This is a genomic window from Thalassotalea mangrovi (genome assembly GCF_005116735.1).
GTDB lineage: Bacteria > Pseudomonadota > Gammaproteobacteria > Enterobacterales > Alteromonadaceae > Thalassotalea_A > Thalassotalea_A mangrovi.
Window position 1 is genome coordinate 51772 of the sequence record NZ_SWDB01000032.1, and the last position, 21684, is coordinate 73455.

General features: G+C 44.5%; 22 protein-coding genes. 9 read left to right on the top strand and 13 right to left on the bottom strand.

What is annotated here, in order from left to right; all coding sequences use genetic code 11:
• Window positions 1-175 precede the first annotated feature (175 nt).
• The 4 genes from E8M12_RS13430 to E8M12_RS13445 all read left to right on the top strand — a co-directional run bounded on the left by E8M12_RS13430 (window position 176) and on the right by E8M12_RS13445 (window position 3484).
• Window positions 176-682, top strand: coding sequence for an FxsA family protein (locus tag E8M12_RS13430; protein ID WP_136736774.1), 507 nt, complete (start codon window positions 176-178; stop codon window positions 680-682).
• Between the two features lie 160 nt (window positions 683-842).
• Window positions 843-1133, top strand: coding sequence for a co-chaperone GroES (locus E8M12_RS13435; RefSeq protein ID WP_136736775.1), 291 nt, complete (start codon window positions 843-845; stop codon window positions 1131-1133).
• Between the two features lie 82 nt (window positions 1134-1215).
• Window positions 1216-2865 (top strand): chaperonin GroEL, encoded by a 1650-nt coding sequence (groL, locus tag E8M12_RS13440; protein WP_136736776.1) that lies wholly within the window; start codon window positions 1216-1218, stop codon window positions 2863-2865.
• A gap of 166 nt (window positions 2866-3031) precedes the next feature.
• The gene (locus E8M12_RS13445) at window positions 3032-3484 is read left to right on the top strand and encodes a hypothetical protein (protein ID WP_136736777.1); all 453 of its coding nucleotides are present in this window, start codon (window positions 3032-3034) and stop codon (window positions 3482-3484) included.
• A gap of 374 nt (window positions 3485-3858) precedes the next feature.
• Here the strand turns inward: E8M12_RS13445 and E8M12_RS13450 are convergent, their stop codons facing one another.
• From E8M12_RS13450 to E8M12_RS13475, 6 genes are all read right to left on the bottom strand, one after another.
• Window positions 3859-4125 carry a DUF6953 family protein gene (locus tag E8M12_RS13450; protein WP_136736778.1) on the bottom strand — a complete coding sequence of 89 codons (267 nt, stop codon included), beginning with the start codon at window positions 4123-4125 and terminating at the stop codon, window positions 3859-3861.
• A 2-nt stretch (window positions 4126-4127) separates the two neighbouring features.
• Window positions 4128-4310, bottom strand: coding sequence for a YodC family protein (locus E8M12_RS13455; protein WP_136736779.1), 183 nt, complete (start codon window positions 4308-4310; stop codon window positions 4128-4130).
• A 497-nt stretch (window positions 4311-4807) separates the two neighbouring features.
• Entirely contained in the window at window positions 4808-5311 is a 504-nt protein-coding gene (locus E8M12_RS13460; protein WP_136736780.1) for a hypothetical protein, read from the bottom strand.
• 93 nt (window positions 5312-5404) lie between these two features.
• Window positions 5405-6679 carry a tyrosine-type recombinase/integrase gene (locus E8M12_RS13465; protein ID WP_368665696.1) on the bottom strand — a complete coding sequence of 425 codons (1275 nt, stop codon included), beginning with the start codon at window positions 6677-6679 and terminating at the stop codon, window positions 5405-5407.
• Window positions 6680-6894: 215 nt separating this feature from the next.
• Window positions 6895-8127, bottom strand: a complete 1233-nt coding sequence (locus E8M12_RS13470) for a hypothetical protein (RefSeq protein ID WP_136736781.1) — start codon at window positions 8125-8127, stop codon at window positions 6895-6897.
• 145 nt (window positions 8128-8272) lie between these two features.
• Complete coding sequence (locus E8M12_RS13475) at window positions 8273-9073, bottom strand: LytTR family DNA-binding domain-containing protein (RefSeq protein ID WP_136736782.1); 801 nt, start codon at window positions 9071-9073, stop codon at window positions 8273-8275.
• A gap of 326 nt (window positions 9074-9399) precedes the next feature.
• On the opposite strand from E8M12_RS13475, the gene E8M12_RS13480 reads away from it, so the two are divergent.
• Complete coding sequence (locus E8M12_RS13480; RefSeq protein WP_169303143.1) at window positions 9400-9903, top strand: DUF3016 domain-containing protein; 504 nt, start codon at window positions 9400-9402, stop codon at window positions 9901-9903.
• On the opposite strand, the gene E8M12_RS13485 is transcribed toward E8M12_RS13480, so the two are convergent.
• The 3 genes from E8M12_RS13485 to epmB are packed head-to-tail and all read right to left on the bottom strand — an operon-like array spanning window position 9900 to window position 12191.
• Window positions 9900-10790 (bottom strand): transporter, encoded by an 891-nt coding sequence (locus E8M12_RS13485; protein ID WP_136736784.1) that lies wholly within the window; start codon window positions 10788-10790, stop codon window positions 9900-9902. The genes E8M12_RS13480 and E8M12_RS13485 overlap by 4 nt on opposite strands.
• A 41-nt stretch (window positions 10791-10831) precedes the next feature.
• Window positions 10832-11140: a hypothetical protein gene (locus E8M12_RS13490; protein WP_136736785.1), complete on the bottom strand. Its 309-nt coding sequence runs from the start codon at window positions 11138-11140 to the stop codon at window positions 10832-10834.
• A 34-nt stretch (window positions 11141-11174) separates the two neighbouring features.
• Complete coding sequence (gene epmB / locus E8M12_RS13495; RefSeq protein ID WP_136736786.1) at window positions 11175-12191, bottom strand: EF-P beta-lysylation protein EpmB; 1017 nt, start codon at window positions 12189-12191, stop codon at window positions 11175-11177.
• Between the two features lie 77 nt (window positions 12192-12268).
• Between epmB and efp the strand changes: the two genes are divergently transcribed.
• The 3 genes from efp to E8M12_RS13510 all read left to right on the top strand — a co-directional run bounded on the left by efp (window position 12269) and on the right by E8M12_RS13510 (window position 14513).
• A complete protein-coding gene (gene efp, locus E8M12_RS13500) occupies window positions 12269-12838 on the top strand; it encodes an elongation factor P (RefSeq protein ID WP_136736787.1) in 570 nt (189 codons plus the stop codon).
• 96 nt (window positions 12839-12934) lie between these two features.
• Entirely contained in the window at window positions 12935-13906 is a 972-nt protein-coding gene (epmA, locus tag E8M12_RS13505; RefSeq protein ID WP_136736788.1) for an elongation factor P--(R)-beta-lysine ligase, read from the top strand.
• 226 nt (window positions 13907-14132) lie between these two features.
• Window positions 14133-14513, top strand: coding sequence for a MerC domain-containing protein (locus E8M12_RS13510; RefSeq protein WP_136736789.1), 381 nt, complete (start codon window positions 14133-14135; stop codon window positions 14511-14513).
• Window positions 14514-14586: 73 nt separating this feature from the next.
• On the opposite strand, the gene glnG is transcribed toward E8M12_RS13510, so the two are convergent.
• From glnG to glnA, 4 genes are all read right to left on the bottom strand, one after another.
• Window positions 14587-15984, bottom strand: coding sequence for a nitrogen regulation protein NR(I) (glnG, locus tag E8M12_RS13515; RefSeq protein WP_136736790.1), 1398 nt, complete (start codon window positions 15982-15984; stop codon window positions 14587-14589).
• Window positions 15981-17066, bottom strand: a complete 1086-nt coding sequence (gene glnL / locus E8M12_RS13520) for a nitrogen regulation protein NR(II) (protein WP_136736791.1) — start codon at window positions 17064-17066, stop codon at window positions 15981-15983. The genes glnG and glnL overlap by 4 nt, the downstream gene beginning before the upstream one ends.
• Before the next feature lie 90 nt (window positions 17067-17156).
• Window positions 17157-17669, bottom strand: coding sequence for a DUF4124 domain-containing protein (locus tag E8M12_RS13525; RefSeq protein WP_246034146.1), 513 nt, complete (start codon window positions 17667-17669; stop codon window positions 17157-17159).
• 229 nt (window positions 17670-17898) lie between these two features.
• On the bottom strand, window positions 17899-19305 hold the full coding sequence (gene glnA, locus E8M12_RS13530; RefSeq protein WP_136736793.1) for a glutamate--ammonia ligase: 1407 nt from the start codon (window positions 19303-19305) through the stop codon (window positions 17899-17901).
• A 428-nt stretch (window positions 19306-19733) separates the two neighbouring features.
• Here glnA and typA point away from each other — a divergent pair, with 428 nt between their 5' ends.
• On the top strand, window positions 19734-21557 hold the full coding sequence (gene typA / locus E8M12_RS13535; protein ID WP_136736794.1) for a translational GTPase TypA: 1824 nt from the start codon (window positions 19734-19736) through the stop codon (window positions 21555-21557).
• Window positions 21558-21684 lie beyond the last annotated feature (127 nt).

Consider the following 21684-nt stretch of genomic DNA (forward strand, 5'->3'; position numbering starts at 1 on the left):
TATAGAATGACTATATCAATGAAATCTATGTTGCAAATGAACCTCTGCCCTAACTCTGAGTTGTGCACAAACTTAATATGATTGGTATTACAGTTTATCCCAGAAGAAACCAGGTTGAAATAGACCAGAAAATCCCCATATCTGTTTCAGTCCACCATTAAATTTGTCTCACTTCATGTTTAGAATTCTATTTTTATTGTTTATTTTTGTGCCGGTGCTGGAGATTTTGCTGTTGATCAATGTCGGCAGTGTGCTTGGCGCATTACCCACTGTTGCTCTGGTTATTTTAACCGCCTGGCTTGGTGCAACCCTGGTTAAACAGCAGGGTATGTCGACCATGCAGTCGATGCAAGCGAAACTGGCGAGCGGACAAATGCCGTCCGACGAAATCATTGCGTCTGTGTTATTGCTGGTCTCCGGCGTGACCTTGTTGACCCCGGGTTTTATTACCGATGCCTTAGGCCTGCTGTTGTTGTGGCCGGTATCACGACAATTCCTGGTCAATAAAATAAAACCTCATATGGTTGCCAGGCAAGGCCAGCACTTTGGCTTTCAACAAGGGTTTGGTTCGTACCAGCAAGATATAAGCGAACCCGATAATGATCCTTTTGCGGGAAATCCGGATTCAAATCAACCTCGTCAGCCATCAACGCTTGAAGGCGAATACGAGCGCAAAGATTGAAGAATTTCTTCTGGGAACGACAGGGACTGCAAATTTTTTATTTTTTTTAAATTTTGCAAAAAAAATTGCCCTTGGTGACTTGAGAGTAAAATTTTTACCCCCATTTGAACACTTAAACAACTTGTATGTTAATCATTAAATACCAAATCAGGAGAGATTAATGAGCATTCGTCCTTTACATGATCGTGTGATCATCAAACGCCAGGAAGTTGAAGCAAAATCCGCTGGCGGAATCGTGTTAACCGGCAGTGCCGCTGAAAAATCTACTCGCGGTGAAGTTATCGCAGTAGGTAACGGCCGTATTTTGGAAAATGGTGAAGTTCGTGCCTTAGATGTGAAAGTCGGCGATCAGGTAATCTTTAACGAAGGCTACGGTGTCAAAACTGAAAAGCTGGACGGTGAAGACGTATTGATTCTAAGTGAAAGCGATATTCTGGCTATCGTTGAGTAATAGCCTCGATCGAAAAACTTTTATTCAGTAAACAGAATACTCATGCGTGCAATCGCGCGGTAACCAATTTAAGGAATTTATCATGGCAGCTAAAGAAGTATTATTCGGAAATGATGCTCGCGTAAAAATGTTAAAAGGTGTCAACATTCTTGCTGACGCAGTAAAAGTAACGTTGGGACCAAAAGGTCGTAACGTCGTATTGGACAAAAGCTTCGGTGGTCCAACAATCACCAAAGATGGTGTAAGTGTTGCTAAAGAAATTGAACTTGCAGACAAGTTTGAGAACATGGGCGCACAGATGGTTAAAGAAGTTGCTTCTAAAGCCAATGACGAAGCCGGTGACGGTACAACTACAGCGACCGTTCTGGCACAAGCCATCGTTACCGAAGGTTTAAAATCTATTGCCGCAGGCATGAACCCAATGGACCTGAAGCGCGGTATCGATCAAGCGGTAACTGCAGCGGTTGAAGAGCTAAAAGGCTTGTCACAAAAATGTGCTGACAACAAAGCGATTGAGCAGGTAGGTACTATCTCTGCAAACTCAGACAAAACTGTTGGTGAAATCATTGCCACAGCGATGGATCGAGTGGGTACAGAAGGCGTTATTACGGTTGAAGAAGGTCAGGCTCTATCCGACGAGCTGGACGTGGTTGAAGGTATGCAGTTTGACCGCGGTTACCTGTCTCCGTACTTTATCAACAACCAGGAAAGCGGTGCAGTTGAGCTGGACAATCCATTCATCCTATTGGTTGATAAGAAAATTTCTAATATCCGTGAACTGTTGTCTACGCTGGAAGCGGTAGCGAAAGCGGGCAAGCCGTTACTTATCATCGCTGAAGATGTTGAAGGTGAAGCTTTAGCAACGTTAGTGGTAAACAACATGCGCGGTATTGTTAAAGTTGCTGCGGTTAAAGCCCCTGGCTTTGGCGATCGTCGTAAAGCCATGCTGCAAGACATCGCAACTCTGACTGCTGGTACCGTAATCTCTGAAGAAATCGGCATGGAGCTGGAGAAAGCGACATTGGAAGACTTAGGTCAGGCTAAACGTGTCGTTATCTCTAAAGACAACACCACAATCATCGATGGTATCGGTGATGAGGCTGAAATTCAGGCTCGTGTTGCGCAAATCCGTGGCCAGATTGAAGAGTCAAGTTCAGATTACGATAAAGAAAAACTTCAGGAGCGTTTAGCTAAGCTTGCTGGCGGTGTTGCGGTCATCAAAGTTGGTGCTGCCACTGAAGTAGAAATGAAAGAAAAGAAAGCTCGCGTAGAAGACGCTCTGCACGCAACCCGTGCTGCGGTTGAAGAAGGTGTGGTTGCCGGTGGTGGTACAGCCCTGGTACGTGTTGCCGATAAACTGAAATCGCTTGAAGGTGCTAACGAAGACCAGACTCATGGTATCAACGTTGCATTGCGTGCGATGGAAGCGCCACTGCGTCAAATCGTAACTAACTGCGGTGATGAAGCCTCTGTTGTGTTAAACGCGGTTCGCAATGGCGAAGGTAACTTTGGTTATAACGCAGGTAACAGCACCTACGGTGATATGCTGGAAATGGGTATCCTGGATCCAACTAAAGTTACCCGTAGTGCGCTGCAATTTGCTGCTTCTGTTGCCGGCTTAATGCTAACCACTGAAGCTATGGTTACTGAAGTGAAAGAAGATGCTCCAGCTGCTGGTATGCCTGATATGGGCGGCATGGGCGGTATGGGTGGCATGGGCGGTATGATGTAAACTACAAGAGCTTTTTTAAGTCCTTGTAAATCAATCGCTTACATACCCATCTAGACAGTAAAAGGGACAGTATTCTAGACAGTTTTTTAGACAGTCTAAGGTACGTCCCTTTTTTTTGGACTAATCATTTATCGAATGTCACATATAACAAAGGAACAAAACTCAAATGGAATTAAAAGAATTTGTGAAAGAAACCCTCATACAGATTTCTGCGGGAATTAAAGATGCTCAAGAAGAAATCCGAAACTCAGGAGGGGTTGTTAATCCAGCCCACAGAGAGAAAGCCGAAAATACAGGTGATTCACATTTCGGTGTGCTACCAAATGGACAAAACATTTTCCTAGTTGATTTTGACGTTTCTGTAACCGTAGTAGAAGAAGCTGAAACTGATGCAAAAGCGAAACTTAATGTTGCTAGTTTGCTAACTCTCAGTGCTGGCGGAGATTCAGCTAAAAGCAGCAAAGCTATTAATAATATTTCGTTTAAAGTTCCTTTAGCCCTTCCAACTGATGACGTTTCGAAAGAAGATCTGGCTGCCAGAGATGAAGCACAGATTCAAGCACGCCGTGAAATGGTGCAAAGAAAGAAAGCTCGTGGCTCTAGGTTCGGTGGTTTCTAATTCTGTTGGCTGACAGGTGAAAATTCATCATGTACATAATCTGGACATTGGTTCGAGCGCTACTAGGCTCAAGTAGAGTCCACAACAGCAAAGGATTGCTACTCATGAAGAATCATCGTTCATTACCACCTAGAGCACTTGTCGCTACTTGGCTCTATCTACAGAAACAACATCAGGTATCACTGCATATCAGGTTGAAGCGCAAAGCTGCGCTGATAGAACTGTTCGGGAGCTTGGAGTCTGCTGAGAGTTACGCAGAGATATTGAGTGTTCAGGGAGAACTTTCGCGACATGGTCAGGGCTGAAAACACTGCGTTATAACGAGCTGAATGCCTTCTATTATTGAAAAACAAACAGCTCGATTCACTCAGATGTTAACCTCTGGCTTCACGGCCAGGTTCATCTTCTGCGACCCGAAATCTCCAGTACTTATCGGGCTTTACCCAAACAACGCTCTCTCCAGTATGTTTACGGAATTGATTAAGAACTTTTCTTTGTATCGCTAAGTTGCCGTCAGCGTTTTCTTTCAGGTGAATTTCAGCCTTTGATTTGACAAGATAGTCAACTACGTCGTCCTGATATAAACAGCCATCTTTATCTAGCTGTTCCTTCATCCATAAAGAAACATCTACTTCTGTCATATCTATCCTTCGGCAGTTATAGTAGTTAAAGAATCAAATGGGAACACCCCCATGTCAAGCTTTTTACCGGCAAACCACTGGCATTTATAGTTATTTGGGGAGACTTCTTCTTTAACTGTCATTTCAGGACCACCTGATTTTAGCATTACGATGTCTCCTGATTTTAACTTAATTGTGTTGCTCATATGACCTCCTTGAGTCTTTATTGTTAACATTTTATTAACTTGGGGCGTAGAGAAAAAACTCAAGTGGGTTTTCATTATTTTTAAAGAAAAACTATCAATGGTGAAAAATCTGAGACCATACCTCGACCATTAAAGCTGCCAGTTTCCCCCCGTACCCCTGTGCCTCAGTGAGCATTATGCCACTGTACCGACAACCATTCGCTTAGAGTAAGCTGAGACGCTCTGAGCGACCCATGCAAGCCATATCTCCATGAGCTGATCTAATGACCTTACGAAGACCACAGAGCTCCATACAGATCACTACAGGATCTCCTAGCAACCTGCACGTTATAACCGCTACATAATGAGTGTATGCTTTAGGCTATACCCTTGTGAATAATTAAAAAACCACCCGGAAAGACTTCTTTAGGGTGGTTTTTTGTAATTTGACAAACTTTTCTCGCAGGGTGCACCCTATGGGAATATTTATTCAGCCAAAATGTATCGGCAGCTGAGTGTTATTCGAATAATTCTAGGATGGGGTTTTTGATATTGCGTATAACGAATCGGTTATAATCGCCAATGTAAGGGACAGCGCCCAAGGACCAACCTTTTTCGGCATGCATTTCGACTAATTCTCTTCTGAACTTTTCATCTAAAATTGTATCTGCACACGGGCTTTTAATGAAGTCGTCAAATTTAGAGTACATCCGAAACAATATCTTTGTGTATGCTTCTGATCTGCTTAAGTGGTTTGCAAACAGTTTGATGGTCTTGTCTTTGCTTAGAGTGTGAATCCTGTAGCCATATCTCTCCAGGTCTCTAGCGGCATCGATTAACGTGCTGTGAGCTTTGTCGTAGTCATCGTATTCATTTATTAGGTATTCGTATGCTTCGCAATTACCCATCGCTGTTGTTTTGACGCCGTCAAGGCCATGCCCCCAGGCGACATACCCCATAAAGGGGAAAAGTATGTGTAATGAAACCACTACCCCAATTGCTACTTTTATCTTGGTGACCATAAACATCCGTATAAATTTTTAACTACATCAATAGATTATGCATTTTTTTGGGGTGGTCGCAATCTAATTGTCTTATTGTTGTATTAGGGGCATCTACCAAGTTAGGTGGGGGATGCATTGGTCATAGGCCTCTTTTAGTTGCTCAAGTTCGTAACCGCGAGAGTAATAACCATATGTCATTGTTTTGCCTCGGGCGTGCCCAACCAATGCAGCCGCCTTAAGTTCGTTAACCTCTGCTCGTTGTAAAGCGGTTGAGAACATTGCGCGAAATGAGTGAAAGCATTTTGTTCTGTCGGTGGAAATATTGGCACGCTTTATTCTTGAAAACCATCTGCTGGCATCTTTTGGTGTTAAGTCAAGTAGCAAATCATCATCTTGTTTGGACTCTGCATGACTTTTAACTCGTAACCCAAGTTCCGTTGTTAACGGAATTGTCCTGGTTGCTGAGGAGTTTTTACCTTTCTCAATATCTATGGCAATAATATCCCCTTGGGTGACTATGTTTTTCACCCTGAGATTGCATAGCTCTGATATTCTGCATCCAGTGAAAACACCAAGTTCAAAAAGAAGTCGTTTATTCGGTTCGCTTGTGGCTAAATTATTTTTCATCCACTGCATTGCCTCAGGGGTATGGATATCAGCTTTATCTACCTCATCTTCACTATAAAATTCGTGCCCATCAAAAGGGCAATCGCCAGCAACGTCATTGAGTTTTTTTGAGTATTTCCAAATGCCTTTTAATCGGCTGATATAACCTTGCACTGTAGTCTTTTTATAGTTATCCAGCATAAAGTCGATGTATTCCATGACAATCTTGCTGTTAATATCTTCAAGTAAAATATTATCGACATCAAGGTATTCCAAAAAACTAACAACAGATTTTTTGACTTTACCTACATGGTCTGGTTTTCTGCGGTTTTCATAGTTCTCGACCCAGTCCTTGAGAGACTCTTTTATAGTGACTTTGTATTTATATCTGAAATTTCTGGAGCCGTTAACGGTCTGGTATGCATCTAGAAAAACTTGGTCGGCACGGTCAGTGTCGTAGGGTAAGTCCCAGTCTACAGGGTGTTCCTGTTTGTCTTTTTCCATAGTGTTAACAAGTTGAATAAATCGCTCTCGTCTGTTCTCAGCGTTTTTATAGTCTCCGTCGACTATGTTTTTAACTTTTTGCGGGGTTGAGAGAGGGTCCAATTCTAATTTTGCCAGTCTACCGTTTATTATGTCCCTTCGTTTTCTGGCCACGTTTATATCGGCTGTGTTTAGGCTGATATCAATTCGCTCGGCATCAATCACCAGGTGCTGGATGGCTTTTGGCACTCGTCGCTGATACCACCAGTTGCTGCTGTTTTCTTTAACTTGAGATATTTATTGATTGCAGGCATGTAGTCACTAAAGTAGGCATAAATGTAGACACTTATGTTGCCATAATCCCTTTAAATACGCTAGGTTGCGGGGTGAGAAGGCTTTGGGGTGGAATGATGTAAGCCTGGCGCCAACCGTTCATCGAAACACATACTGTTTCATTAACCCCGTAACCTATTGGGTTACGGGGTTTTTTATATAAGGTGCTTAAATGTTGTTTATGGAATGGCCCAATCTGAATCTCGAATAAACAGCAAATACTGACCGTAATCTGTCGTTACCGAATCTTCTCTTGCGGTTATCGTCTGGCCCATCGGCAACAGTTTAAAGGCATTAAACAAGCGTTGACTTCGTTGATATGGGCTATCGGTATTGTTTAACTTGAATAGCGTTTTAGTTCCTCGACTTGTAGTTTGTTTAAGATCCATAATGCCATATGCATAATAAGTAAGAAGGCTATCGTAAGATACTGACAATTTTGAATAAGTCCCTTCATCCTGTATAAAAGAAGGTAATGTATTACTTCTTACTGTCATGTCACTGTCAACAAACACCATGTTGATAGCGAGTGTATTATCTGAAAACCAGGTGTCGTGTTCAGTCAATCTGGACGCCATCGGATTGTGACCCTCTGCAATGGGGTTCAACAGTGTGTGGCCTAACCCGTAAAATCCATAAACTTGCTTGTCAAAAAGACCATAAAGCTCGTATAAATCAAGGAGATTAGTTGTTAACACTTCTTCTCTATGTGTATCTTCAATCTTATGCTCGATATTGCGTTTTATGTGAGTTAACTGGCGACTGAGGCTTTCTGATATATCCATCGCCAACCGGTTATTTATCGCCTCAAGCGCAAATTGAAGTAATTCCTTTTCTGATTTTTCAGTATCAACACCATATAGCAACTGTTCATCTAACTCATTAATATGCGCATATAGTAGTGCAATGTCGCGCAGTTTATCGTTGCCTAGATACTGAAAGGTGGCACCAGTTTGATAGAGATTCTGTAATTTCTGCCAACGTTTTTTATAGGATGAATTATCCTGACCAATTCCTACTACCCAATTTTGGAGCACCCTTTCAAGAATTGTCTCATCGCCAGTTTGGTTGTACTTATTCATGAAATACGCTTGGCTAAAGTCCATTTCAAGCAGGTAAGTTTCAACGTTAAAATGTTTTCTTAGGTGCGTAAAAAATTCTACGTCGAACTCCGTTGGGGCGTGAAAGCCGTGAATCTCGCCAACAAGGATTAACGAGTGGCGGCTTATATCTCCCTTTATCAAGTCAAACTCAAACGGCTCTGATAAGGTTTTAGATTCTTTGTTGTTTTGTAAATACTCAACATATTCTTTTCCAGAAACATATTCACTCACATAAAAAAGTCCCCAGCTTGCAGAGGCGCATATTGTGATGATGAATAAGATTGTTGTGAATAACTTTGTCAATTTCATTGTTCATTTCCCAATTGGCTTTGTTGTGTTGTGTTGTGTGAACAATATCGAAAAAAAACGCTGTTGCGGGAAATCAGTGACGAGGGGGTCGAACGCTTGACTAATTCGCGGGTTGAGGGATGAATTGCATATGTCGGGGACGAAATTACATCTTGTTTTTTACCTTATCGAAATAAGTAACCCCGATGGGAATTGGCGTAGAGACGTGCTCAATAATCACTTTCGCGTTGCGCTTAGAGCCTAACACTTTGGTTATTTTATTGGGGTTTATCAAATAAGAGCGATGTACACGCATCGCTTCAGGCAATTGTGAATGAATGTCATACAGTGTTGATCGTAACAACATTTCTCTTATTTCGCCCTGCGGATCGAGTATCTTTACTAAGACATAATTTTGTTGAGCAACTGCACAGCAAAAAAGAGTAGATGCAAATGTCAACTGCTCATCAGAATTGTCACCTTTTAACGTGACCAAAGCATCGGTAAGGGGCCTGTTCATTACCTCGTTCTCAGGCGACTCAGAATTACAGCCAAAATATTGTCTGAGTAACATAATGAGTGGGAAAAAGAAAACCACAAATGGTAATACAAATTTAATTGCAAATAAGCCAAATTCCATCATGGATTTATCTTCAGCCCCAAACATGAATGCGTGATATATGTTGGTAAATGTTGCTATGAGCAAAAACAAGAAAGTCATGGCAAACACTTCGTTCACCAAATGCCAGGCTTTTCCACTTTTCAGGTACCACTTTCTTTCCAGTCCATAGCTCATCAATAACGATATGGTGACGACAACCCCGTATCCGGCTAATCGAAGAGTATCGCCAAAATCAAATTGTTTTTTCGTATCAAAAGGCTCTAAAAATACCATCAAGAAAGCCGCCATGATTCCTATAAAGGCAGCTAGAAGAAAGTAATTTCTGGGGGTGGCAATGAATTTCATTTTATAAACGTCAATGGCTCAATATTAGTTACGCCGATGCAATTCTTATCTAAATCTACCACTATGATTAACATCTACTGTATTAATATAAATTACACTCATGAAGGTAACTGTACACTGTTTATCAAATAATCAAAATATCGCTAGATGTTAATTTTCGTTCATGTACTGCCTCCTTTAATTGTGTCTAGGAAAATCTGGTCGAGCCACCTCACAATAAGGTAAGGTTTCGTAACGCCCTGTTATCGCGTAAACTTTTTAATCATCATCGGGTCTATTTAACTGTAATGTCGAGACTAAGGTATTTATTTACCAATGGAGGTAATATGAAACGCGTGAGTACGATGTTAATTGGAGTGATGGCCATAACCTCTTTGTTTGGTGTGGCCTACGCCGGGACGGCCCGGACCGAATGGGTTGACCCAGAAAAATTTGTAGACGTCGATCCAGCAGGGGAAACCCGAGCCCGATTTCGGGAAAGAACCTTTAGTCAGCTCGAGAAACATTTTCAGGAGCGGGCAGAGGAATTACCAACCGACCAGGTATTAAAGTTAACGTTTACCGACGTTGATTTGGCCGGCGATGTCAAATATATGATTGGACCGAATAACAACAACTATCGGGTTATTGAGGATTTGTATTTCCCTCGTCTAGAATTCAGTTATCAGTTAGTTGATGGCAACGATAACGTGTTGAAAAGTGGCGAAGAAAACATTAAAGATATGAATTTTATGAATCGGGTTCGCAACACTCGCAGTAATGATTCTTATATCTATGAGAAGAATTTATTCGATGACTGGTTTAATGATGCCATCCTGCCAAAGGATTAAAGTCGATAGGTCCAGGCTAACGTAATGGCATCACTATCGTTGCCTAATCGCGTGGTAAGGCCGGTGTTTACAATGACCTTTACACTATGGTGTGGGTTAAATGAATAGCGATAGGCAATACCGCCGCGCATATTGGTCTCTTTAAGGCCAGAGGGTTCACCATCAACAAAGGTATCACCACCGCCAAAATAGTTAAGTGCCAGGGCCAGCCAGTGCGCCGGTCCCAGGTCATAGACCAGGTGAAACTGAAGGTTATAGACATTGTCCTGCGACAGGGTTTGATTACCGAGTAGCTCATCATTGTCTTCAAAAATAAACAATGACGCAGCCAGGTCGATTTCCCAATTTTCAAACGGGATGGTTGCGCCTATTTCTGGCTTTATGTACCAGCGGTTCGAGCCAATATTTAATAGTTTGTCTTTTTCGTAATGACCATTGGGCACATTGACCTGAATGCTGGCACCGTAGATGGTGGTTTTTTGATATTTGCGAAAGTCTTCGGCAGTCAGCGCTGGGGAGCCGGCAAAGTTATAACTGAACTTTAATTTGCTATCCGCCAGGCCGCAAAATTTACGGGTGGTGAACTCTCCCTGGAAAGTAGCCGAACCATCCCCGCACGACTGAACAAACATGGCATCAAACTTAGCCATTTTATTATCCAGTTCAAAGGTGCGGGTAAATTGACCGGCCCAGGTTGTGGTTTGCAGGCGGAAGTCGCTGATTGGCAGGCTGGAAGCGGTGTAAACATCACCGTCTGAGTAGATGTAAAGACCGGTGAAAAATGTCTGGTCTACGGGAACATTTAAGTAAGACCGCGGTTCAAGATCCTGACCTTGCGCATAGGAATGTATGAATAGTATCAGTACCCAGCTGCAGACTAGACGCACCAAAAGTTTCCTCGTTTAGCAACGGGCTCCTGGTACGACTATCAGCCCTTATTATAGTGACTCTCAAATTCAGTCAACACTTTGAAAAGCTGCTCAATTTTCTTAACCAGCTTGATTAATAATGGTTGAGATTTGCTTTGTTGCCAAATTAATAAATCATCGGCAATTTCTTCGATATATGGCTGAAACGTATCAGCATGACGTTCAAATGGCGATTCCTCGGTAAATATGCGGCTGAATTTCGCTTTGTTATCGGTGCGTAGTTGCTTCAGTGCGCTATCGGCAACAATAGAACGCTTTAATAATTGCGAGATATTGTCTATCAGTTGTTGTTCAATCGGGTCGCTCATGGTCTGCTTTTTCGTTACCTTAAATTGCCGGTAATTATGCCAGATTTAATGGTGTCTTGTTAGCCTCTCCGGCAATTTCCCTGACCAGTTTCGGCATCAGAAAGCCAGGTAGGCGTGCCAGCATCTGCTGGGCGATGGCTTTGGCTTGTGCATCGGAAACGTCAAAGTGGGCAGCACCCTGTACCGCGTCAAACAAGTGCAGGTAATAGGGCTGTATGCCGATATCGAACAAGTCTTCGCTTAGCTGGCACAACACCTGACTGTTATCGTTAATGCCCTTTAACAACACACTCTGGTTAAACATCGGGATGAATGCCTGTCGCAATGCTTGAATCGCCTGGCTGAATGTCTCATCGATTTCATTAGGATGATTGATATGAAAGACCATCACTGCCTTGAGCCGTGTTTGTTTGAGTAAATCTACCAGGGCCGGGGTGATGCGTTGTGGGATCACGACAGGCAAGCGGCTATGAATTCTCAGTCGTTGTAAGTGCGGGATCTGCTGCAATTGCTCGATTAACCAACCGAGATGATCATCAGATGCCATTAATGGGTCACCGCCACTAAAGATCACCTCTTCGATTTCATCATGAGTACTGATGTAGTCCAGTGCCTGCTGCCAGCGCAGTTTATTGGGGCTATTGTCCTGGTAGGGGAAGTGTCGGCGAAAACAATATCGACAATTCACGGCGCAACCCGCTTTCACTATCATTAACACCCGGTTATGGTATTTGTGCAGCAAGCCTTCGGCGACCGTATCGTGTTCCTGCAACGGATCGTTGCTGTATCCCGATACCTGCTCAAATTCGAGATCCTGGACCATAACCTGTTTTAACAATGGGTCATTGATGTTGCCTTTTTGCATGCGTCGAATAAATGGCCGCGGTACTCGTAATGGAAATAATCGCCGGGCGGAAAAATGCTGCTGCTGCGACGATTCATCAATCTCAAGCATATTTAAAAGCTGGCGGGCATCGGTGACCACACGGGCCAATTCTTTTTGCCAACAGGCATGTAATTGATCGTCATTTAGGTGTATTATTTGCGGCATTAATAATCTCTGCTTGGCGTTCGTTTTGAGAAACGTTAAGTGATCACCTTATAAAGCACCGTATAAAAGAGAACCCTATGGCTAACTTTAGTACAAACGAATTTAAAGCCGGTCTGAAGCTAATGATTGATGGCGAGCCGTGCAACATCCTGGAAAACGAATTAGTAAAACCGGGTAAAGGGCAAGCCTTTAACCGCGTCAAAATTCGTAAACTGATCTCGGGCAAGGTTTTGGAAAAAACCTTTAAATCCGGAGAGTCTGTTGAAGGCGCCGACGTCATGGAAACTGACCTGGCGTACTTATACAGTGACGGTGAATTCTGGCATTTTATGAATAATGACACGTTTGAGCAACTGGCAGCAGATGCGAAAGCGGTCGGCGACAATGAAAAGTGGTTAAAAGAAGGCGATGTCTGCGTATTAACGCTGTGGAATGGTTCACCTATCACGGTAACGCCTCCGAACTTCGTTGAACTGGAAGTGACTGAAACTGACCCAGGCCTGAAAGGCGATACTGCCGGTACCGGTGGTAAGCCGGCAACGTTATCAACCGGTGCGGTTGTTCGCGTACCTTTATTTATCCAAATTGGCGAAGTCGTTAAAGTGGATACTCGCAGTGGTGACTACGTATCGCGCGCTGGTAAATAACCGAGCCGTCAATCACTGACACTGAAGTTAAGGGAGCTGCGGCTCCCTTAATTGTTTTTAGACGCTTAGAAATTAACAAAATAGGTTAAATAATTCATGTGGCAACCTAGTGCAAGCATTGAAACTCTTAAAGCCCGGGCTGAGTTTATCTCACGCATTCGTCAGTTTTTTGCCGAACGTGGTGTGATGGAGGTGGAAACGCCACTACTTAGCCAGGCTACGGTGACCGATATCCACTTGCAAAGTTTTAAGACTGAGCTAGCTGCCAACGTCAGTAGCAACAATCAAAATAACACCTTATACCTGCAAACCTCGCCAGAATTTGCGATGAAGCGTTTACTGGCCGCTGGCAGTGGTGCGATTTACCAGCTTGGTAAGGCGTTTCGCAATGAGGAGCAGGGACGCCACCATAACCCGGAGTTTACAATGCTGGAATGGTATCGCCCGGGCTTCGATCACCATCAGCTGATGACGGAAATTGATGCGCTGATGCAGATTTTATTAGCGTGTGAGCCAGCACAAAAAATCACATATCAACAGATATTTATCGACACCGTAAATCTTGACCCGCTGACGGCGACAACCGGGCAATTGAGAGAATTGATTCTGGACCGTGGCATGATGTCCGATTGGCTGCAACAAGAGCAGGACAAGGATACCCTGCTGCAATTTGTATTTGCGTCGTTAATCGAACCGGTGATTGGTCAACATGCTCCCTGCTTCGTTTACCATTTTCCGGCAAGCCAGGCGGCACTGGCAAGGCTGGAACCTGAGGATAACCGAGTCGCGCGTCGATTCGAGTTATATTATCGCAATATGGAACTGGCGAATGGTTTCGATGAACTAACCAGTGCCGGTGAGCAACAACATCGTTTTGAGCTGGATAATAACCTGCGTCGAGATCGCGGATTAACAGAACAACCAATAGATAGTCGCCTGATTGCCGCTTTGCAACATGGAATGCCGGACTGTTCCGGGGTGGCTATGGGGGTTGATCGATTACTTATGTTGAAATTAGACAAGCCAAAGATCAGCGATGTTTTAAGTTTTGATCTATCCCGGTGTTAGATGCCATGGTCGGCAAAATGCCGGGGTTGACACAATCATTACCGCGAATGGGTCCTGAAGCGTCTGTCCTGAGTCACGTTAAATTACAAATTAAAAGTGTGACATTATCACTTTTGTGATATTATAACGTGTTACTGAATTAAATTTTTTGTGTTACACCAATATCTGGTGCCAAGGCTGAGATGCCTGCATTCAGGGTTGGACGTTAAAGGGTTATTAAATCGCAATGCTCGACCGTTTAGGCATTACTGCAACTTCACTTTGTGCGTTACACTGCATCTTTTTGCCGGTGTTGCTGCCCTCGTTATCTTTACTGGGGCTGGGCTTTATGGGTGATCATGAAGCAGAACATTGGTTTTTGCTGGCGACCCTGATTCTTGGTTCGATTGCCTTGTTTTCGGGTTTTAAACGCTATCACAAAAAGATTTATCCGTTTTACCTGCTATTTCTTGGTGGCTTTATTTACTGGCAAAAGCACAGTGTCGATGAGTCTATACAACCCCTGATGGTGATCATTGGTGCAGCGCTGCTGGTGGCGGCACACCTGATTAACCTGAAACTGTGTAACAGTTGCCGTAGTTGTCAAAGCCAGGGGTGCGGTGCGTAAGCCTGAGACTGCGTGAGTCTCAACCTGCCCTCAGACTGTTTTTCAGCACCGACATTAAGCGACAACCGCTCCGTTAATGTAAATCTTTAAGCTTGCGAGTCAGGGTATTTCTGCCCCAGCCGAGTTTCTTCGCCGCTTCCTGCTTATGTCCATGGGTAAAATGTAACGCCCGGTCGAGACAGATTCGCTCAAACTCAGGCAGGGCGTGTGAGAGAATATCACTATTGCCCTGACGCAATTGCTCATCTACCCATAAAGATAACTGATTCTGCCATTCGCCGGTATGGTTGCTTGTTGTCCGAGGTAACGCGGTCAACTCATCCGGTAAATCGCTTAACAGGATTTCCTTTCCAGAGGCCATTACCGTCAAATAGCGACAAATATTTTCCAGTTGACGAACATTACCCGGCCAATCACATTGCTGCATAAATTTCAGCGCCTGGGCATTGATGCTTTTGCATTCAACCTCGAGTTCATCTGCCGCTTTAGCAAGGAAATGCAATGCTAACTGCTCGATGTCTTCTTTGCGTTCTTTCAGGCTCGGTAATTGAATGCGAATGACATTCAGGCGGTGGAATAAATCTTCCCGGAAATCGCCACGTTCTACCCGCTCTTCGAGATTTTGATGGGTCGCAGCGATAATGCGTACATCGACCTGAATCGGGCTATGTCCACCGACACGATAAAACTGGCCATCGGCCAATACTCGCAACAGTCGGGTCTGGATCTCCAGCGGCATATCGCCGATTTCATCAAGAAATAAGGTGCCCCCGTGAGCCTGTTCAAATCGTCCCTGACGCACCGAATTAGCACCGGTAAACGCACCTTTTTCATGACCAAACAGTTCCGATTCGATCAAATCTTTGGGAATTGCCGCCATATTGAGCGGGATAAATGGCGCTTCTTTGCGCGGGCTGTGCAGGTGTAAGGCATTTGCTACCAGCTCTTTACCCGTACCTGATTCGCCATTAATTAACACGCTGATACTCGAGCGTGATAAGCGGCCAATGGCCCGGAACACTTCCTGCATTGCTGGCGCTTCACCAATGATGCCAACATCCGCATCTTTGTCGCGAATGGCGGCTTTTTTTGCGGACTGCTCCTGGGAATGATCCAGGGCCCTTTTGATTAAGGCCAGGGCCTCATCGATATCAAAGGGTTTAGGTAAGTACTCAAAGGCTCCGCCCTGATAGGCATTGACGGCGCTGTCGAGATCGGAATGAGCTGTCATGATAATGACGGGTATGTCCGGTGCCTGCTCATTGATGCGGCTCAATAACGTCATACCATCCATTTGCGGCATGCGGATATCGGAAATAATTACCTGTGGCTGGCTGATTTCCAGGGCGGTTAGGACATCGATAGCATTACTGAATGTTGCCGCAGAAACCTGTGCGCCTTTCAGGGCTTTTTCCAATACCCAGCGAATTGAGTTGTCGTCATCGACTATCCATACTTGTTCTGCATTCATTGATTAGATCTCTTTGGTAAAGGCAATATGATCGAAAATTCGGTACGTCCCGGGTAACTATGGCAAGCGAGTTTTCCCTGATGTTGGTGCACCAGGGTCTGGGCGATAGAAAGACCAAGCCCGGTGCCATTGGCCCGGCCAGAGACCATCGGGTAAAAAATCTTGTCCTGAAGGGCAGGAGGGATGCCAGGACCGTTGTCGATTATCGATATTTTAATCGCCAGTTTTACTTTCTCACCATTGATGGTCTGATTGGTAGCGATGCGGGTCTTAAGAGTGATTTTACCCTGCTCATTCAATACCTGGAGCGCATTGCCAATGATGTTGAGTAAGGTTTGCTGTAATTTTTCCGGATCAATCAGGATATCTGGAATCGATGGGTCATAGTCTCGGACGAATTGGATGTTTTTGGCATTATCCAGCTTCTTCAGGCGGTACACGGTTTCCAGTACCTGGTGAATATTCATCAGGCTGAGGTTGGGTAATTGATTTGGGCCAAGCAGGCGGTCAACCAGGTTGGTCAGGCGATCGGCCTGGGCTATGATCAGGGAAGTAAACTCCCGCTGTTCTTCATTCAGTTCCCGATCCAGCAGTTGCGCGGCACCCCGTAATCCCCCCAATGGATTCTTTATTTCATGAGCCAGGCCACGAATCAGGTCTCGAGCGGCCTGCCATTGCTGTTCCTGAAACATCTCGGTGTTTATTTGTTTTTGCTTATCGATTTGCTTACATTCAAGTAGCACCCGGGTTTTGCCATCGATACGAATCACGGTTGCTGACACCTCCAGCGAGATACGGGCATTATCGATAAATTCGATGATGACATCAGAGTCTGTGAAATCCTGACCTGTACGCACCACTTGCTCCAGTCGCTCAATTTGCAGTGAGCAATGTAAAAAGCTGTCGACAAACGGTTTGTTCAGCAGTCGATTTAAACTCTTATTGAAAATCGCTTCGGCCGCAGGATTCAGGTATTTAATTTCCAGACGACTATTTAATACAACGACAGCGGTGCCGAGTTGCGACACCAGTTGTTGCTGATAATACTTGCGAATATCTTTTAATTGGGTGGAATTGTGCAATCGCTTCTCCGCTTGCACCAATATGGTGCGGTACAGATTCGAAGTTTAAATAAACGCGATTTAAATTGCACGAATTTCGTGAGTTTTGGATTAGTTCACCCTGGCACGGTGCAAATAAATCGTCCTTTCCTTAGACGATGCAATAATCTTGCCTTGATTGTCGAGAAGCTCTAATTTTATTTTATGCTCGCCACGGTCGACATTTCTGAGGATGAATACGGAGCGAGTCTGCGGCTCTCCGTGCTTTTCTCCATTGAATATCAGCTGTACGCTCAGGCCGCGCTTGAACACGGGTGATACCTGGCCGGAAATGTAAATGGAGCCGGAATTGTCACGAATCGTCGCATGATCTTCAGGCTGACTGATACTGACCTTAAACTCTTCAACTTTAGCACGAGGGGTGATATCTAGGATGGAGGTGTCGACGGAACTGATAATGGTCTGCTGCTCTTCCACTTCAATCATCTCAGCCCCAGGTTTCGGGGTATCAGAGAAAACTACGTTGCCGTTTTCATCTTTCCAGGCATAGACCTTTGACTTTGCCATTAATGACGCTGATGCCAGTAACAACAAGACAGTTAAAGCTAAGGTCATCCATTTCATCGCTGAGTTTCCGTGGGTTAAGCGCAATGTAATCGCTGCGCACAGAGTTTAGGGTTGTTCAGTTCAATTATGTATCATTCTGATATTAAACACCAATCTAACAAAATATCGAAGCCCTGGCTAATATATCGACAATTAAGCGGGTTAATTTTAACTGTTAGGTTTTATTGCTTCAGATAAACAAAAAGCCCGCATTGCGGGCTTTTATGGTCAAATCAGCAGCTGCTGATTAAACGCTGTAGTACATTTCAAACTCAACCGGGTGAGTTGTCATGTTCAGTTTTTCAATGTCGGCACGCTTCAGGTTGATGTAAGCGTCGATCGTGTCTTTGGTAAATACGCCACCTTCAGTCAGGAAGTCCATATCTGCTTCCAGGCAGTTCAGAGCTTCTTCTAAAGAGCTGGCAACTTGTGGAATAGCCGCTGCTTCTTCAGCTGGTAGATCGTATAGATCTTTATCCATCGCATCACCAGGGTGGATTTTGTTTTTGATACCGTCAAGGCCAGCCATCAGCATTGCTGCGAATGCCAGGTATGGGTTAGCTGTTGGATCCGGGAAGCGAACTTCGATACGACGTGCTTTCGGGCTAGGTACTACCGGGATACGAATAGAAGCAGAACGGTTACGTGCAGAATAGGCCAGCATAACAGGTGCTTCGAAACCAGGAACAAGACGCTTGTATGAGTTAGTAGAAGCGTTAGTAAATGCATTCAACGCTTTAGCGTGCTTGATGATACCGCCGATGTAGTAAAGGGCAGTTTCAGAAAGACCGCCGTACTGATCGCCAGCAAACAGGTTTACGCCGTCTTTTGCCAGAGACTGGTGGCAGTGCATACCGGTACCGTTGTCACCAACCAGTGGCTTCGGCATGAAAGTAGCCGTTTTACCGTAAGCGTGAGCAACGTTGTGTACAACGTACTTATAGATTTGAATTTCGTCAGCTTTTTCAACCATCGTGTTGAAACGCGTGGCAATTTCGTTTTGACCCGCAGTTGCAACTTCGTGGTGATGCGCTTCAACAACAAGACCCATGTCTTCCATTACCAGACACATTGCTGAACGAAGGTCTTGTGAAGAATCAACAGGAGCTACCGGGAAGTAACCGCCTTTGACGTTAGGACGGTGACCGGTGTTACCTTCTTCATAGCTGGTTGCTGAGTTCCAGATCGCTTCTTTGTCATCGATTTTGTACATAGAACCACTCATATCTGTGTGGTATTTCACGTCATCGAATAAGAAGAACTCAGGCTCAGGACCAAACAGAACAGTATCGGCAATGCCAGTGCTACGCATGTATTCTTCGGCACGTTTAGCAACAGAACGAGGGTCACGCTCATAACCCTGCATGGTAGCTGGTTCAACGATGTCACAACGAATGTTAAGTGTTGTTTCTTCAGTGAACGGGTCAAGTACAGCAGTCTCACCATCAGGCATCAGGATCATGTCTGATTCGTTAATACCTTTCCAGCCAGCGATGGAAGAACCATCGAACATTTTGCCTTCTTCAAAGAAATCTTCATCGATTTGGTGAGAAGGAATGGTAACGTGTTGCTCTTTACCTTTGGAATCAGTGAAGCGCAAATCAACGAACTTAACGTCGCTTTCTTTAATCAAATTTAAAACTGCTTGTGACATGAACGTCTCCGAAGTTATTCTGCAGGTTAAAATAAATTGTACTAACAAACATAGTTAAGCGAATTACAAGCGATAATCGTGCCAACTTTGTAAGTATTGATTTTTCAGGAAATCTGCATACGTTACCGACCTGGACTCTTAAATATTGCACCATTATAGTGCAACAAGGGATCATCTTGGTGCGAGGGCTTTAGATTATTCAAAATTGTTTAATTAATACGTTTGCATTGTACCATTATAGGGAGATTCCACAGCCATTTTTCACCGCAATGGCGCTCTGCTTTCAGATTACCCTGTGAAGAGGGAGATATTTGAGCCAAATCCCTGCCCAGACCGGGCGCTGCTACCTTTCAATAACATAATTTTAATTTCCTTGTGGTCGGCAGTGCTGTACAATACGCGCCCAAATATAGCTAAGGGCATATACAGTGTTAGACAAATTACGCAATATTGCGATCATCGCGCACGTTGACCATGGTAAAACAACCTTGGTTGATAAACTGTTACAACAATCCGGAACACTAGATTCCCGAGCCGATCTTGATGATCGGGTAATGGATTCAAATGACATTGAAAAAGAGCGCGGTATTACCATCCTCGCTAAGAACACTGCCATTGACTGGAATGAGTACCGAGTAAATATCGTAGATACTCCAGGCCACGCCGATTTCGGTGGTGAGGTAGAGCGGGTAATGTCGATGGTTGATTCGGTATTGCTAATTGTTGATGCTCAGGAAGGCCCAATGCCACAAACGCGTTTTGTAACTCAAAAAGCCTTTGCTCAGGGATTAAAGCCTATTGTTGTTATCAACAAGATTGATAAGCCAGGCGCACGTCCTGATTGGGTTATGGACCAGGTTTTTGACCTGTTTGATAACCTTGGCGCAACCGACGAACAGCTCGATTTTAAAGTGGTTTATGCATCGGCGATTAACGGTTGGGCGTCTCATGAGGAAGGCGTTGAAGGTACTGATATGACGCCTTTATTCGAAACCATCATTGAAGAAGTACCGGCACCAGACGCCGATATCGACGGCCCATTCCAGATGCAAATCTCGCAACTTGATTACAACTCCTACGTGGGCGTAATTGGTGTTGGCCGGGTAACCCGAGGTACGGTTAAGCCGGGCCAGCAGGTTACGGTTCATGGCGCCAACGGTCGCATTCATAATGGTAAAGTCGGTACCGTATTAGGTTACCTGGGTCTTGACCGTTACGAAGCTGATTCGGCCAAAGCCGGTGATATCATCGCGATTACCGGATTGGGTGAGTTAAAAATCTCCGACACCATTTGCTGTCCAAGCGAAGTTGAGCCGCTGCCAGCTCTGTCTGTTGATGAGCCAACCGTTACCATGACGTTCCAGGTAAATACTTCTCCATTCTCTGGTCTGGAAGGTAAATACGTAACGTCGCGTAATATCCTGGATCGCCTGCATAAAGAATTGGTTCATAACGTTGCCCTTCGCGTTGAAGAAACCGATGATCCGGACAAGTTCCGTGTATCCGGTCGTGGTGAGCTGCATTTAGGTATCCTGATTGAAAACATGCGTCGAGAAGGCTTTGAGCTGGCGGTTTCTCGCCCTGAAGTTATCATGATTGAAAAAGATGGTGAGATTCAGGAACCTTACGAAACCGTAACAGTGGATGTGGAAGAAGCACACCAGGGCTCCATTATGGAGAAAATGGGTCTGCGTAAAGCTGAACTGACGGATATGTCTCCGGATGGTAAAGGCCGGATTCGTATGGACTTTATCATGCCATCTCGTGGCCTGATCGGTTTCCAGACCGAGTTTATGACCCTGACTTCAGGTAGTGGTCTTATTTACCACACTTTCCTGCAATACGGTCCACACAAAGGTGGCGAAATTGGTCAGCGTATCAATGGTGTACTAATCGCCAACGCGACGGGTAAGGCGTTGACTAATGCTCTGTTTAACTTGCAGGAGCGTGGCCGTCTGATGATTGGCCATGGTGTTGAAGTATACGAAGGCATGGTGATTGGTATTCACAGTCGTGACAACGACCTGACTGTAAACGCGTTAAAAGGTAAGCAGTTAACCAACGTTCGTGCATCCGGTACTGATGACGCACAAGTATTAACGCCACCGATTGTCATGACGCTGGAACAGGCACTTGAATTTATCGACGATGATGAGTTGGTCGAAGTGACGCCGCAGAACATTCGTATTCGTAAGAAGTTCTTGAAAGAGTCGGATCGTAAGCGTGAATCTCGTAATGCCAAAAAAGCGTAATCGCGATTAGCTTTTATTAGACTTTAAACGCCGGCTTTAGCCGGCGTTTTTGTATCTGAACCTATCTTTACCAACAAAACATTACCCTCCTTGTAATACCTTTCGAAAAATTCTCGATTAGGGGAAG

Excerpts from the sequence above, each read along its gene's own strand:
- E8M12_RS13430 (WP_136736774.1), top strand. The coding sequence starts at position 176 with ATGTTTAGAATTCTATTTTTATTGTTTATTTTTGTGCCGGTGCTGGAG.
- E8M12_RS13435 (WP_136736775.1), top strand. The coding sequence starts at position 843 with ATGAGCATTCGTCCTTTACATGATCGTGTGATCATCAAACGCCAGGAA.
- groL (WP_136736776.1), top strand. The coding sequence starts at position 1,216 with ATGGCAGCTAAAGAAGTATTATTCGGAAATGATGCTCGCGTAAAAATG.
- E8M12_RS13445 (WP_136736777.1), top strand. The coding sequence starts at position 3,032 with ATGGAATTAAAAGAATTTGTGAAAGAAACCCTCATACAGATTTCTGCG.
- E8M12_RS13450 (WP_136736778.1), bottom strand. The coding sequence starts at position 4,125 with ATGACAGAAGTAGATGTTTCTTTATGGATGAAGGAACAGCTAGATAAA.
- E8M12_RS13455 (WP_136736779.1), bottom strand. The coding sequence starts at position 4,310 with ATGAGCAACACAATTAAGTTAAAATCAGGAGACATCGTAATGCTAAAA.
- E8M12_RS13460 (WP_136736780.1), bottom strand. The coding sequence starts at position 5,311 with ATGGTCACCAAGATAAAAGTAGCAATTGGGGTAGTGGTTTCATTACAC.
- E8M12_RS13470 (WP_136736781.1), bottom strand. The coding sequence starts at position 8,127 with ATGAAATTGACAAAGTTATTCACAACAATCTTATTCATCATCACAATA.
- E8M12_RS13475 (WP_136736782.1), bottom strand. The coding sequence starts at position 9,073 with ATGAAATTCATTGCCACCCCCAGAAATTACTTTCTTCTAGCTGCCTTT.
- E8M12_RS13480 (WP_169303143.1), top strand. The coding sequence starts at position 9,400 with ATGAAACGCGTGAGTACGATGTTAATTGGAGTGATGGCCATAACCTCT.
- E8M12_RS13490 (WP_136736785.1), bottom strand. The coding sequence starts at position 11,140 with ATGAGCGACCCGATTGAACAACAACTGATAGACAATATCTCGCAATTA.
- epmB (WP_136736786.1), bottom strand. The coding sequence starts at position 12,191 with ATGCCGCAAATAATACACCTAAATGACGATCAATTACATGCCTGTTGG.
- efp (WP_136736787.1), top strand. The coding sequence starts at position 12,269 with ATGGCTAACTTTAGTACAAACGAATTTAAAGCCGGTCTGAAGCTAATG.
- epmA (WP_136736788.1), top strand. The coding sequence starts at position 12,935 with ATGTGGCAACCTAGTGCAAGCATTGAAACTCTTAAAGCCCGGGCTGAG.
- E8M12_RS13510 (WP_136736789.1), top strand. The coding sequence starts at position 14,133 with ATGCTCGACCGTTTAGGCATTACTGCAACTTCACTTTGTGCGTTACAC.
- glnG (WP_136736790.1), bottom strand. The coding sequence starts at position 15,984 with ATGAATGCAGAACAAGTATGGATAGTCGATGACGACAACTCAATTCGC.
- E8M12_RS13525 (WP_246034146.1), bottom strand. The coding sequence starts at position 17,669 with ATGAAATGGATGACCTTAGCTTTAACTGTCTTGTTGTTACTGGCATCA.
- glnA (WP_136736793.1), bottom strand. The coding sequence starts at position 19,305 with ATGTCACAAGCAGTTTTAAATTTGATTAAAGAAAGCGACGTTAAGTTC.